Source organism: Streptomyces sp. NPDC093111 (genome assembly GCF_040683955.1).
In the GTDB taxonomy this organism is placed as follows: Bacteria; Actinomycetota; Actinomycetes; order Streptomycetales; family Streptomycetaceae; genus Streptomyces.
Map to the genome: position 1 here is coordinate 309,097 of NZ_JBFBNW010000012.1, position 13,183 is coordinate 322,279.

14 protein-coding genes are annotated in these 13,183 nt (G+C 71.4%); 8 read left to right on the forward strand and 6 right to left on the reverse strand.

Annotation, left to right across the window (positions count from 1 at the left end):
* The first annotated feature begins 31 nt into the window (after positions 1 to 31).
* The 3 genes from AB0Q96_RS22985 to AB0Q96_RS22995 are packed head-to-tail and all read left to right on the forward strand — an operon-like array spanning position 32 to position 3,168.
* Positions 32 to 1,468, forward strand: coding sequence for an MFS transporter (locus tag AB0Q96_RS22985; RefSeq protein ID WP_365328273.1), 1,437 nt, complete (start codon positions 32 to 34; stop codon positions 1,466 to 1,468).
* A 60-nt stretch (positions 1,469 to 1,528) separates the two neighbouring features.
* Positions 1,529 to 2,563, forward strand: coding sequence for an aldo/keto reductase (locus AB0Q96_RS22990; RefSeq protein ID WP_365328274.1), 1,035 nt, complete (start codon positions 1,529 to 1,531; stop codon positions 2,561 to 2,563).
* Between the two features lie 17 nt (positions 2,564 to 2,580).
* Complete coding sequence (locus AB0Q96_RS22995; RefSeq protein WP_365328276.1) at positions 2,581 to 3,168, forward strand: TetR family transcriptional regulator; 588 nt, start codon at positions 2,581 to 2,583, stop codon at positions 3,166 to 3,168.
* A gap of 70 nt (positions 3,169 to 3,238) precedes the next feature.
* Here AB0Q96_RS22995 and AB0Q96_RS23000 read toward each other — a convergent pair whose 3' ends face one another.
* Positions 3,239 to 4,621, reverse strand: coding sequence for a glycine--tRNA ligase (locus tag AB0Q96_RS23000; protein ID WP_365328278.1), 1,383 nt, complete (start codon positions 4,619 to 4,621; stop codon positions 3,239 to 3,241).
* A 165-nt stretch (positions 4,622 to 4,786) separates the two neighbouring features.
* Here AB0Q96_RS23000 and AB0Q96_RS23005 point away from each other — a divergent pair, with 165 nt between their 5' ends.
* From AB0Q96_RS23005 to AB0Q96_RS23020, 4 genes are all read left to right on the forward strand, one after another.
* Entirely contained in the window at positions 4,787 to 5,758 is a 972-nt protein-coding gene (locus AB0Q96_RS23005) for a zinc ABC transporter substrate-binding protein (protein WP_365328280.1), read from the forward strand.
* 35 nt (positions 5,759 to 5,793) lie between these two features.
* Positions 5,794 to 6,570, forward strand: a complete 777-nt coding sequence (locus tag AB0Q96_RS23010; RefSeq protein WP_365328282.1) for a metal ABC transporter ATP-binding protein — start codon at positions 5,794 to 5,796, stop codon at positions 6,568 to 6,570.
* A 30-nt stretch (positions 6,571 to 6,600) separates the two neighbouring features.
* On the forward strand, positions 6,601 to 7,494 hold the full coding sequence (locus tag AB0Q96_RS23015; protein ID WP_365328285.1) for a metal ABC transporter permease: 894 nt from the start codon (positions 6,601 to 6,603) through the stop codon (positions 7,492 to 7,494).
* A gap of 71 nt (positions 7,495 to 7,565) precedes the next feature.
* Complete coding sequence (locus tag AB0Q96_RS23020; protein WP_329420434.1) at positions 7,566 to 7,976, forward strand: transcriptional repressor; 411 nt, start codon at positions 7,566 to 7,568, stop codon at positions 7,974 to 7,976.
* A gap of 81 nt (positions 7,977 to 8,057) precedes the next feature.
* Here the strand turns inward: AB0Q96_RS23020 and AB0Q96_RS23025 are convergent, their stop codons facing one another.
* From AB0Q96_RS23025 to AB0Q96_RS23045, 5 genes are all read right to left on the reverse strand, one after another.
* Entirely contained in the window at positions 8,058 to 8,882 is an 825-nt protein-coding gene (locus tag AB0Q96_RS23025; protein ID WP_365328287.1) for an isoprenyl transferase, read from the reverse strand.
* 13 nt (positions 8,883 to 8,895) lie between these two features.
* Entirely contained in the window at positions 8,896 to 9,645 is a 750-nt protein-coding gene (gene recO / locus AB0Q96_RS23030) for a DNA repair protein RecO (RefSeq protein ID WP_365328289.1), read from the reverse strand.
* A gap of 80 nt (positions 9,646 to 9,725) precedes the next feature.
* Positions 9,726 to 9,941 carry a hypothetical protein gene (locus tag AB0Q96_RS23035; protein ID WP_365328291.1) on the reverse strand — a complete coding sequence of 72 codons (216 nt, stop codon included), beginning with the start codon at positions 9,939 to 9,941 and terminating at the stop codon, positions 9,726 to 9,728.
* A gap of 382 nt (positions 9,942 to 10,323) precedes the next feature.
* Positions 10,324 to 10,893, reverse strand: a complete 570-nt coding sequence (locus AB0Q96_RS23040; RefSeq protein WP_365328293.1) for a DUF1707 domain-containing protein — start codon at positions 10,891 to 10,893, stop codon at positions 10,324 to 10,326.
* Positions 10,890 to 11,525: a TetR/AcrR family transcriptional regulator gene (locus tag AB0Q96_RS23045; protein WP_365328295.1), complete on the reverse strand. Its 636-nt coding sequence runs from the start codon at positions 11,523 to 11,525 to the stop codon at positions 10,890 to 10,892. The genes AB0Q96_RS23040 and AB0Q96_RS23045 overlap by 4 nt, the downstream gene beginning before the upstream one ends.
* A gap of 676 nt (positions 11,526 to 12,201) precedes the next feature.
* Here AB0Q96_RS23045 and AB0Q96_RS23050 point away from each other — a divergent pair.
* Entirely contained in the window at positions 12,202 to 12,507 is a 306-nt protein-coding gene (locus AB0Q96_RS23050; protein WP_365328297.1) for a hypothetical protein, read from the forward strand.
* Positions 12,508 to 13,183 lie beyond the last annotated feature (676 nt).

The following is a 13,183-nucleotide window of genomic DNA, read 5'->3' on the forward strand; positions in this document are numbered from 1 at the left end:
CCAGGTTGAGCGAGGGTCGATCGTCGGTCGTGTGACTACGACATCCACCCCTGCCCGTACCGCCGCGGTCGTCGACCACGCCCGGCCGGTCCTCGGCACGCTCGGCCTGTTCACCGTGCTGCTCGGCGCGGCGCTCCCCCTGATCGACTTCTTCATCGTCAACGTCGCCCTGCCGACCATCGACCACGACCTCGCCGCCGGACCGGCGCTCCTGGAGCTGGTCGTCGCGGGCTACGGCCTGTCGTACGCGGTGCTGCTCGTGCTCGGCGGACGCCTCGGCGACCTCTTCGGGCGCCGCCGGCTCTTCCTCGCCGGGATGGGCGCCTTCGGCCTGACCTCGCTCGCCTGCGGGCTCGCCCCGGACGCCTGGACCCTGGTCGGCGCGCGGGTGGCACAGGGTGCCGCGGCGGCCCTGATGCTGCCGCAGGTCCTCGCGACCATTCACTCCTCGACGTCGGGCGCCCGGCACGCGAAGGCGCTGAGCCTGTACGGGGCGACCGCGGGCCTGGCGATGGTGGCCGGTCAGATCCTCGGCGGGGTGCTGGTCGCGGCCGATGTCGCGGGCAGCGGCTGGCGGTCGATCTTCCTGGTCAACGTGCCGGTGGCGGCGCTCGGGCTGGTGCTCGCGGCCCGCTCCGTGCCCGAGACCCGCTCGGACCGGCCGGCGCCGGTGGACGTGCCGGGCACGCTGCTGCTGGCGCTGAGCCTGCTGACGCTGCTCGCCCCGCTGACCGAGGGCCGGGTGGCGGGCTGGCCGCTGTGGACCTGGCTGGCGCTGGGCGTCTTCCCCTTCGCGGCGGGGGCGTTCTGGTGGGTCGAGGTGCGGGCGGACCGCCGGGGCCGGACCCCGCTGGTGCCGCCGAGGCTCCTCGAACTGGTCTCGCTGCGCCGGGGGCTGGCCGTGGTGCTGCCGCTGTCGGGCGGTTTCAGCGGCTTCATGTTCGTGATCGCGGTGGCGCTCCAGCAGGGCCTGGCGATGGGTGCGGTGGCCTCGGGGCTGGCGCTGGTGCCGATGGCGGTGGCCTTCTTCGCCGCCTCGCTGGCCGGTCCGCGGCTGGTACGGCGCTGGGGCACCCGGGTCGTGACGGCGGGCGCGGTGTTCCAGGCGACCGGCATCGCGCTGATCGCGTGGGCCGTGGGGCACGGCTGGTCGGAGCTCTCGGTGGCGGACCTGCTGCCGGGCATGGCGGTCGCGGGGCTCGGCCAGGGGCTCCAGCTGCCGGTGCTGTTCCGGGTGGTGCTCTCGGAGGTGCCGGGCGAGCAGGCGGGCGTGGGCAGCGGGGTCATGGTGACCACCCAGCAGTCGGCGATGGCGCTGGGCGTGGCGACGCTCGGTTCGCTCTTCCTGTCGCTGGCCTCCTCGCCGGCCGCGATGGGCACGGCGCTGACCACGACGCTGCTGGTGCAGCTGGGCGTGGTGGTGCTGACGCTGCTGCTGAGCCTGCGGCTCCCCCGCTCGGTGACGTGAGGAGAGAAAGAGTGAATGACAGATATTGAAATCTGTCATCGGTCATGCCATGGTTGTCTCATGACGCACACGACTCCGCTTCCCACCCGCTCCCTCGGCACCACCGGCCCCCGGGTCTCCGCCCTCGGCCTCGGCTGCATGGGCATGTCCGCGCTGTACGGCGAGAGCGACCGTGCCGAGTCGATCGCGACCCTCCACGCCGCCCTCGACGCCGGCGTGACCCTGCTGGACACCGGCGACTTCTACGGCATGGGGCACAACGAGCTGCTGATCAACGAGGCCCTGCGCACCGCCCCCGCCGCCGCCCGCGAGCAGGCCCTCGTCAGCGTGAAGTTCGGCGCGCTGCGCACGGTGGAGGGCGGCTTCTCCGGGTACGACGGCCGCCCGGCCGCCGTGAAGAACTTCGCGGCGTATTCGCTGCAGCGCCTCGGCACCGACCACATCGACATCTACCGGATCGCCCGCGTCGACCCCGACGTGCCGATCGAGGAGACCGTCGGCGCCATCGCCGAGCTGGTCGAGGCGGGCCACGTCCGGCACATCGGCCTCTCCGAGGTCGGCGCCGACACCCTGCGCAGGGCGGCGGCCGTCGCCCCGATCGCCGACCTCCAGATCGAGTACTCGCTGATATCCCGCGGCATCGAGGACAAGATCCTGCCCACCGCCCGCGAGCTCGGCATCGGCGTCACGGCCTACGGGGTCCTCTCCCGCGGCCTGATCAGCGGCCACTTCACCCGGGACCGCACCCTCGGCGCGGGCGACTTCCGCGGCCTGTCCCCCCGCTTCCAGGGCGACAACCTGGCGCGGAACCTGGACCTGGTGGACCGGCTCCGCGAGGTCGCCGAGGCCAAGGGCGTGACGGTCGCCCAGACCGCCATAGCCTGGGTCCTCGCCCAGGGGGCCCGGCACGGCGCGGACATCGTCCCGCTGATCGGCGCCCGCCGCCGGGACCGGCTCGCCGAGGCGCTCGGCGCCGTGGACGTGACGCTCGACGCGGCCGACCTGGCCGCGATCGAGGCGGCCGTCCCCGCCGGGGCGGCGGCCGGGGCGCGCTACCCGGAGGCCCAGATGGCCCACCTGGACAGCGAGCACTGACCGGTAGTGTCGTTTCCATGGCCGCCACCGAAACCCTGACCGCAGAGCGCATCCTCGAAGCCACCGAGGAGGTGCTGCGCCGCTACGGCCCCGCGAAGGCGACCGTCGTGGACGTGGCCCGGGTGCTCGGCGTCAGCCACGGCAGCGTCTACCGCCACTTCCGCACCAAGGCGGCGCTGCGCGAGGCGGTCACCGAGCGCTGGCTCTCGCGCACCGAGGTCGCCCTCGCCGAGCTGACCGGCGCCCCGGGGCGGCCCGCGCCGGAGAAGCTGCACTCCTGGTTCGCGACCCTTTTCGAGGCCAAGCGGCACAAGGCGGGCGGCGATCCGGAGCTGTTCGCGACCTACGGCGTGCTCATCGACGAGAACAGCGGCGTGGTGGACCAGCACGTCGAGGTGCTGATCGGCCAGGTCCGCTCGATCGTCGAGGAGGGCGCCCGGGAGTCCGCGTTCAGCGCCGCCGACCCGGACGCCACGGCCCGCGCGCTCTTCCACGCCACCGCCCGCTTCCACGACCCGGCCTACGCGCCGGAGTGGCGGCGGCCCGCGATCGAGGCGGAGTTCGAGTCGGTCGTCGGTCTGCTGCTGCGCGGTCTGCGCCCGTAGGCGTCCCCACGACGCGGGAAAGCCCCCGGTTCCTCTCGGAACCGGGGGCTTTCCCGTGCGTGTGCCGGACTCAGCAGCCGAGCAGGCGGCTGCCCAGGTAGCCCTGGATCTGGTCGAGGGAGACGCGCTCCTGCTTCATGGTGTCGCGCTCGCGCACCGTGACCGCGTTGTCGTCGAGGGTGTCGAAGTCGACGGTGACGCAGTACGGGGTGCCGATCTCGTCCTGGCGACGGTAGCGGCGGCCGATGGCGCCGGCGTCGTCGAACTCGATGTTCCAGTTCTGCCGCAGGTCGGCCGCGAGGCCCTTGGCCTTCGGCGAGAGCTGCGGGTTGCGGGACAGCGGCAGGACCGCGACCTTGACCGGGGCCAGGCGGTGGTCGAGGCGCAGCACGGTGCGCTTCTCCATGACGCCCTTGGCGTTCGGCGCCTCGTCCTCGATGTACGCGTCGAGCAGGAAGGCGAGCATGGTGCGGCCGACACCGGCCGCCGGCTCGATGACGTACGGCGTGTAGCGCTCGCCCGTCTCCTGCTCCAGGAACGTGAGGTTGGCGCCGGAAGCCTTGGAGTGGGCGTTCAGGTCGTAGTCGGTGCGGTTGGCGACGCCCTCCAGCTCGCCCCACTCGCTGCCGCCGAAGGAGAAGCGGTACTCGATGTCGGCGGTGCGCTTCGAGTAGTGGGAGAGCTTCTCCTGCGGGTGCTCGAACCAGCGCATGTTCTCCTCACGGAGACCCAGGCCGGTGTACCAGTTCCAGCGCTGCTGCATCCAGTACTCCTGCCACTGCTCGTCCTCGCCCGGCTTGACGAAGAACTCCATCTCCATCTGCTCGAACTCGCGCGTGCGGAAGATGAAGTTGCCCGGAGTGATCTCGTTCCGGAAGGACTTGCCCATCTGCGCGATGCCGAACGGGGGCTTCTTGCGCGAGGTGGTCTGCACCTGGGCGAAGTTGGTGAAGATGCCCTGGGCGGTCTCGGGGCGCAGGTACGCGACGGAGCCGGTGTCCTGGGTCGGGCCGAGGTGCGTGGAGAGCAGGCCGGAGAACTGCTTGGGCTCCGTGAAGGTGCCCTTGTTGCCACAGTTGGGGCAGTTGAGGTCGGTGAGGCCGTTCTCGGGGAGGCGGCCGTGCTTCTCCTCGTACGCCTCCTCCAGGTGGTCGGCGCGGTAGCGCTTGTGGCAGGAGGTGCACTCGGTCAGCGGGTCGCTGAAGGTGGCGACGTGGCCGGACGCCTCCCAGACCTCGGTGGCCAGGATGACGGACGAGTCGATACCGACGACGTCCTCGCGCGCGGTGACCATGTAGCGCCACCACTGACGCTTGATGTTCTCCTTGAGTTCGACACCCAGCGGTCCGTAGTCCCAGGCGGCCTTCTGGCCACCGTAGATCTCGCTGCACGGGTAGACGAAGCCACGGCGCTTGCTCAGGCTGACGATGGTGTCGATCTTGTCGGCGGCCACGGTGCTCTCTTCATTACGACGACGAAGTGCGAATGCCTCAGGTTACCGGCGCCCGCACCCCCCGTATCAAATCGGTTCCCCCCGGCCCGGGAGTGCTCGGGAACACAGTGGGACGAAGCGTTCGGCAATTGACAACCGTTTCCATCTTTGTTGAAAATGAGTGTCATGAACGTACGCCGACTGATACCCACCACCGCCCTCGCCGGAGCCGTCACCCTCGGCCTCGTCACCCTCACCGCCTGCTCCGGCACCTCGGACGCGGCCGGCAAGGGGAGTGGCGGGAAGCTGGACGTGGTCGCGTCGTTCTACCCCATGCAGTACCTGGCCGAGCAGATAGGCGGCGGCCACGTCACCGTCGACACGCTCACCAAGCCCGGCGTCGAGCCGCACGACCTGGAGCTCAAGCCGAAGCAGATCGGCGAGCTCGGCGAGGCCGACGTCGTCCTCTACCTCAAGGGCGTCCAGCCCGCCGTCGACGACGCCATCGCCCAGGCCGGCGTCGCGAACACCGTCGACGCGGCCACCCTCACGAAGCTGGAGGAGCACGGCACCTCCTCCGGCCACGACCACGCCGCCGAGGACGCCGGGCACGGCCACGACCACGCGTCCGAGGCCGGCACCGACCCGCACATCTGGCTCGACCCCGTGAAGTACGCCGAGGTCGCCAAGGGCGTGGGCGCCGCCTTCGAGAAGGCCGACCCGGACCACGCCGCCGACTACAAGAAGAACACCGACGCCCTGGTCACGAAGCTGGGCGCGCTGAACACCGAGTTCGCGGACGGCCTGAAGAACACCGCCACCCGGACCTTCATCACCACCCACTCCGCCTTCGGCTACCTCGCCGAGCGCTACGACCTGGACCAGGAGGGCATCACCGGCATCGACCCCGAGTCCGAGCCGAGCCCCGCCCGCGTCAAGGAACTCCAGGACATCGCGAAGAAGGACAAGGTCACCACCGTCTTCTTCGAGACCCTCGCCAGCGACAAGACCGCCAACACCCTCGCGACCGACACCGGCCTCAAGACCGACGTGCTCGACCCGCTGGAGGGAATCACGGACAAGTCCAAGGGCGCTGACTACCTCGAAGTCATGCGGTCCAACCTCGCCGCGCTCCAGAAGGCCCTCGGCGCGAAGTGACACCCACCCCGCAGGGAAAGCAGCAGGAGGCACCCGTGAGCGCACCCGGGCACGACGACCCCGTCATCTCCGTCCGCGGAGCCACCGCGACCCTCGGCTCGCGCCCCGTCCTGCGCGGCGTCGACCTCACCGTCCGGCGCGGTGAGGTCGTCGCCCTGCTCGGCGCCAACGGCTCCGGCAAGTCGACCGCCGTCCGCTCCGTCATCGGCCAGGTGCCGCTGACCGGCGGCAGCATCGAACTGTTCGGCACGGAGCAGAAGCGGTTCCGCGACTGGGCGCGCGTCGGCTACGTACCGCAGCGCACCACCGCCGCCAGCGGCGTGCCCGCCACCATCCGCGAGGTCGTCGCCTCCGGCCGGCTCTCCCGGCGCCGCTTCGGCCTCACCACCAGGGCCGACCGGGCCGCCGTCGACCGGGCCATCGCCCTCGTCGGCCTCACCGACCGCGCCAAGGACTCCGTCTCCGCCCTCTCCGGCGGCCAGCACCAGCGGGTGCTCATCGCCCGCGCGCTCGCCTCCGAGCCGGAACTGCTGATCATGGACGAGCCGATGGCCGGCGTCGACCTCGCCAGCCAGGAGATCCTCGCCGCGACCCTGCGCGAACAGGTCGCCGGCGGCACCTCCGTCCTGCTCGTCCTGCACGAGCTCGGCCCGCTGGAGCCGCTGATCGACCGGGCGGTCGTCCTGCGCGACGGCTGCGTCGTCCACGACGGCCCGCCCCCGAAGGCCGTCGGCCAGCACGCGCTGCCCGGCCACGACCACGTCCACCCGCACGCGGCCGACGAGCCGCTCCGCACCGGTCTGCTGACCTGAGGACCCCGAGGATCTAGGAAAGCCGCACCCATGGAAATCCTCCAGCTCGCCTTCATGCAGCGGGCGCTGATCGCCGCCGTCCTCGTCGGCATCACCGCGCCCGCCGTCGGCATCTACCTCGTCCAGCGGCGCCAGGCGCTGATGGGCGACGGCATCGGCCATGTCGCCATGACCGGTGTCGGCCTCGGCTTCCTGCTCAACAGCAGCCCCGTGTGGATGGCCACCGCCGTCGCCGTCGTCGGCGCCGTCGCGATGGAGCTGATCCGCGCGTACGGCAAGACCCGCGGCGACCTCGCCCTCGCGCTGCTCTTCTACGGCGGCATGGCCGGCGGCGTGCTGCTCATCAACCTCTCGCCGACCGGCTCCAACGCCAACCTGAACTCGTTCCTGTTCGGGTCCCTCTCGACGGTCTCCGCCGAGGACGTCACGGCCATCGGCATCCTGGCCGCCTTCGTCGTCCTCGTCACCGTCGGCCTGCGCCGCCAGCTCTTCGCGGTCAGCCAGGACGAGGAGTTCGCCCGCGTCACCGGCCTGCCCGTACGGTTCCTCAACCTGCTCATCGCGGTCACCGCCGCCGTGACCGTCACGGTCGCCATGCGGGTCGTCGGCCTGCTCCTGGTCAGCGCGCTGATGGTGGTCCCGGTGGCCGCCGCCCAGCAGCTGTCCCGGTCCTTCCGCACGACCTTCGTGCTCGCGGTCGTCATCGGCACCGGCGTCACCCTCGCCGGCACGGTCACCTCCTACTACCAGGACGTGCCGCCCGGCGCGACGATCGTGCTCCTCGCGATCGGGGTCTTCATCGCCCTCACGGTCCTCGCGACCCCGCTCGCCCGGCGCCGCGCCCGCGCCGCCGAGACCGCCGCGCGGGAGTGCGACGCCGAGCTCCCGGGCGCCCGGCGCCCCGCCGACGACGTGAAGGTCTGAGCCCGGTCCGGGCCCAGGGGGGCGGCGGACTGGCAGAATGGCGGGGGCAGACAAGATTCAAGGAGGCCCCCGTGGTGACGGCAGGACCCCCCGTACGAGGCCGCTCGACCAAGCAGCGGGCCGCCGTGTCGGCGGCGCTGAACGAGGTCGACGAGTTCCGCTCCGCCCAGGAGCTGCACGACATGCTGAAGCACCGCGGCGACTCCGTCGGCCTCACCACCGTCTACCGCACGCTCCAGTCCCTCGCGGACGCGGGCGAGGTGGACGCGCTGCGCACCAGCGACGGCGAGACGGTCTACCGGCGCTGTTCGACCGGCGACCACCACCACCATCTCGTCTGCCGCGTCTGCGGCAAGGCCGTCGAGGTGGAGGGCCCGGCCGTGGAGCAGTGGGCGGAGACGATCGCGTCCGAGCACGGCTTCGTGAACGTGGCGCACACCGTGGAGATCTTCGGCACCTGCGCGGAGTGCGCGACGAAGTGACCTGCCCGGCGACCTGACATACGAGAGGCCCGCACCGATCGAATCGGTGCGGGCCTCTCGCCCTACGCACGGCCGGGCGGCTCAGCCCTTCTCGAGGACGGCGAGGTCCGCCGGGTCCACGCCGCCGAAGCGCCGGTCGCGCTGGGCGAACTCGACACAGGCCCGCCACAGGTCACGGCGGTCGAAGTCGGGCCACAGCACGTCCTGGAAGACCATCTCGGCGTACGCGCTCTGCCAGATCAGGTAGTTGGAGGTGCGCTGCTCGCCGCTGGGGCGCAGGAAGAGGTCGACGTCCGGCATGTCCGGGTAGTACAGGTACTTCTGGATCGTCTTCTCGGTGATCTTCGCCGGGTCGAGCCGGCCCGCCTTGACGTCCTCCGCGAGCGCCTGCGCCGCGTCCGTCAGCTCGGCCCGCCCGCCGTAGTTCATGCAGAAGTACAGCGTGAGCTTGGTGTTGTCCTTGGTCTGCTCCTGGGCGACCTGGAGCTCCTTGGCGACCGACTTCCACAGCTTGGGCATGCGGCCCACCCAGCGCACCCGCACGCCGAGGGAGTCGAGCTGGTCGCGGGACTTGCGGATGAAGTCGCGGTTGAAGTTCATCAGGAAGCGCACCTCTTCGGGCGACCGCTTCCAGTTCTCGGTGGAGAAGGCGTAGAGCGAGATCGAGCCCACGCCCATCTCGATCGCGCCCTGGAGCACGTCGAGCACCTGCTCGGCCCCGACCTTGTGCCCCTCGGTGCGCGGCAGACCGCGCTCCTTGGCCCAGCGGCCGTTGCCGTCCATGACGATCGCCACGTGCTCGGGCACGAGCTCCGACTGGAGCTTCGGCGGGCGGGCGCCGGACGGGTGCGGCTCGGGGGTGCTGTACTCCCGGCGCTGGCGCCCGAGAAGTCGTGCGATGGCCATGGCGATGGTTCTCCTAGCTCTTCTCTACGTACCGCAGCGAGCGCAGCCCGCGCTCCAGGTGCCAGTGCAGGTAGGCGGACACGAGGCCGCTGCCCTCCCTGACGTGACGCGGTTCGCACGCGTCCGCCGTCTCCCAGTCGCCAGTGAGCAGCGCGCTGAGCAGGGCTACGGCCTCCGCAGAGGGTACGACGCTTCCGGGCACCCGGCAGTCGCCGCATATGACTCCGCCCGCGCCAACCGAAAAGAACCGGTTGGGCCCGGGAAGTCCGCATTTGGCACAGGCGTCGAAACTGGGCGCGTAGCCGTTCACCGCGAGCGAGCGCAGCAGGAAGGCGTCCAGGATCAGATGCGGCGCGTGCTCACCCCGCGCCAGCGTCCGCAGCCCGCCCACGAGCAGCAGATACTGCTGCACGGCCGGCTCGCCCTCATGATCGGTGAACCGTTCCGCCGTCTCCAGCATCGCGGTCCCCGCCGTGTACCGGGCGTAGTCGGTGACGATCCCACTGCCGTACGCGGCGATCGTCTCGCTCTGCGTGCACAGCGGCAGCCCGCGTCCCACGAGCTCACTCCCCCGGGCGAAGAACTGCACGTCCACGTGCGAGAACGGTTCGAGCCGGGCGCCGAACTTCGACTTGGTCCGCCGCACCCCGCGCGCGACGGCGCGTACGCGCCCGTGACCGCGCGTGAGCAAGGTGATGATGCGGTCCGCTTCACCCAGCTTCTGGGTGCGCAGCACGATGCCGTCGTCGCGGAACAGACTCATGGAGCCATTCTCCCGTACGGGGAGAGCGGCCCGGGACCCTCACCGCTCGCCCCTCCCGCGGCCCGGGTTCGACCCCTCCCTCAGGGCACCTCGCCCCGACTCCGCGCGTTCGCGTGCGCGGTCGCCGCGCTCAGCCGCTCACCGGCCGTGGCGACCCGCACCCCGTCCGGCTCACAGTCCCACTCGCGCCCGCCGCCGATGGGCCGGAGCTGGAGATAGGGCCCCTCGTGCCCCATCACGGTGCCGATCCTCCCCGTACGGAGGTCGACGACGTACACACCGATGGGCGGCTTCATGACCGTCCCCCTTCCTCCACCCGCGCCGAGCCCGGCGAGGTTGAGTGCGGCGAGCCGGAGAACTCACCGGCCGCCGCGTGCTGTCTTCGTTCTTCACCAACACCTCCCTTTCCGAATCCATTTCCCGCCGAGTTCGTCAACAACTGCGGCGCGGGAGTCGGGAGTTAATCAATGGCCAAAGGTGACCGGCGAGACACGCACGACCTGGGCGGACGGACTTCGCGCCGACCCCACCCATCACCCCGGGAAATTCCCGGAGTTACGGAGCTACGGAGTTACGGAGTTACGGAGTTACGGAGTTACGGAGTTGGCGTCCGCCCCTGCCCCCCGCCCTGAAATCCAACCCCTCCGGCGGAGTTCACACCGAATTCCGACCGAGCGGCTACCCGGCTTCCTTCGTCCGGGTGACGACCGCGCCGAAGAGGGCGAGGCCCTTGATGACGACACGGGGCACGCCGGGCTTGCCGGTGCGGCGGGCGGCGCGCTTGTCGAAGACGCCGAAGAGACCGAAGCCCCGGACGTCGACCTCGATGTCCGCGGGGACGAAGATCTTGGTGCCGCCCCAGAGGGCGACGGCCCGGATCACCGTGTCGTGACTGCTGAACCGCGCCTCCGTGAGGTCGACCTTGCCGCCGCCCCACATGGACCAGAACGTCATGCGCGGGGGCACGACCCACTGGCCCTTGCGGTGGAAACCGCCGAAGACCCCTGCGACGAAGCGGCCCGAGGTGGGGGCCCGGTCGACGACGAGCGCGTCACGGGGGCCGGGCGAGGGGAGGCCGCGGCAGGCGGTTTCGAGATCGCCGCGGGTGCGCGAGGCGTGCACCTCGTCGAGGCGGAGGGAGAGCTGTTCGAGCGGGAGCCGGCCGCTCTCGACGGCGGACCGCAGCCGCTCCTCGGCGGCGTACCGCTCCTGGTCGGAGGCGAGGATGTCGAGCTCGTGCTGTGTCATGGCGTCAACCCTTGGAGGTAGGCGGCGAGCGCGGAGGAGAGGGCCGTGCGGTAGGTGGCGTCGCGCCCCGGGTCGTCGGGGTCGTGACCGAGGTCGGTGAGCCAGTAACGCCGGCCGAGGGCGTACCCGTACGCGCCGGACAGGGCGAGGAGGACGACCATCTCGATCCGCTCCCGGTCCGGGCCGTCGGGCCCGGGCAGCACGCTGCGGACCCCGTCCTCGATGGCGTCGACGAGCCGGGAGAGGTTGGTCGGGGCGTCGGGAGCCCCGCCGGCCTCCCCCTCCCAGTCGTGGAGCTGGGACCAGGCCCAGAGCCGGACGTACCGCTCGTCGCCGAGGATCTCGAAGAGGACCCGGGTCATGCCGTCGGCGTACGGCACGCGGCCGTCGGCCCGGAGCCGTTCCCGCACGAGGTCCCGCTTGCGCTCGTTCTCGCGCTGGAGGACGGCGCGGACGAGGGCGGCGTAGGTGCCGAAGTAGTGCGTCACGAGCCCGTGCGTGACACCGACGGCCTCGGCCACCCGCCGCAGGCCGACACCATCGGGCCCGTACCGGGCGATGAGCTCGGTGGCGGCATCGAGAATCTCCCCCCGAGCCTCCTCAGGACTCCGCCTACGCCGCTTCGCCGTCATCCGCGCTCCCTGCCTTCCCGTGCCCTCCCCTGCCCTCCCCGTCGCCTTATCGGCAAGGTGGACAATAACGCGCCGGGGGCGTTGTTATCCACCTTGCCAACAGGGCGGGGTGGGGGACAACTCGGGGCGATGGAAACGGGGTTGGGCCGGGAGCTCGGGCTCGGGGAGGGTTGGGTTCGTCGGGGTGGGGGTGCGGGTGGGCTTCTGGTGCGGCCGCCCTCTTTCCGAGAGTCGCACCTTCCAGCGCCGCGTCAAGGGCGCTCCCTGCGGTCGCGTCGCTTCGCGATTCCGCTGCGCTCCACCCTTGACCCGGCGCTGGAAGGTGCGAAAAACCTCTCGGAGGGCGGCCGGGGGCCCGGCCACGCGGGGGGTAGGGGAGTCGCTGGCGTGGGTGCGCGACCGTCAGGCCGGTGGGGGGTGGGGCCGGGTATCGACGGGCCTCGTTTGTCGTGCGTCGGCTGGGTGGGTGGGGGCTTGGCTTGTGGCCCGGGCCGGTGGACGGGCTTCGGCCGGTCCTGGGTGCGCGGCAGTGGAATGGGGCGGTCGGGCTCGGCTCAGCGCCGGAAGGGCGGCAATGGGCTGGGCTTCAAGCCCCGCTGGTCACTGCCTGTTCGTCGGCTTGGGGCCTGGTCATCCATGCGTCGGCCATGGAGGGCGCTTCGCTACGCTCGCCGGTATGCCGAAGATCCCCCCAGCCCCGGCGAGGGGCTTCCGGGCAGTTGATCGCTTCCTGGGAGGCAATCAACCGCCGACCCGATTCCAGCGATTCGCCGCTCGCCGGCCCCTGGCCCCGGCAGCGGCGCCCGGCCTGCTCTTCTTCGCCGTGGTCGCGGCCACCCCCGGCACACAACTCGTGGACGTCATGGTCGGCATCGCGTTCGGCGCCGCCCTCAGCCTGACGTACTACGTGACGGCGATCTGCGAGCGAGCCCGGCAGCGACGCCTGATCCGCGAAGGAATCTGGAAGCCCACCCCGCCGTAGCCCGAGCCGACCAACGCCGCTCACTTCCCGCCCGAGAGCACCGCCGACCACCCCCCACGTCACACGAGTCCCTCCCCGCCCCATCGAGGACGGGAAGAGCGGACTTTGCATGACTGCATGCCCGGATGCCTGGATGGCCGGGGCAGGGGAAGGGAGGGGGGCGCCTCCCCTGCCCCACCAGCCACCTCCCGTCCCATCGAGGGCAGGGAGGGCGGGGAGAGCGGGCCGTGCACGCCCGTACGGGGTGGACCTCCATGCAAAGTCCCCCCAACTCGCACGCCTACGACCGGCCTCCACCTCTCCCACCACACGAGTCCTCACCCACCCCATCCCGGCCCGGAATCGCGGACTTTGCATCCCCCACTCCCAGAGTGACCAGCGGGGCCTGAAGCCCAGCCCATCACCAACCCATCCGCCGCTAAGCCCAGCCCGACCGCCCCACTCCACTCCCGCGCACCCCGAACCGACCCAAGCCCGCCCCACCGGCCCCGGCCACAAACCCAGCCCCCACCCACCCAGCCGACACACACCAAACAAACGCCCGCCAATACCCGGCCCCACCCCCCACCGACCCGACAGCCGCCCACCCACACTGGCCACTCCCCCAGCCCCCCGCGTGGCCGGGCCCCCGGCCGCCCTCCGAGTGTGAAAAGGCCCCCGGGGCCGGGCCGTCAAG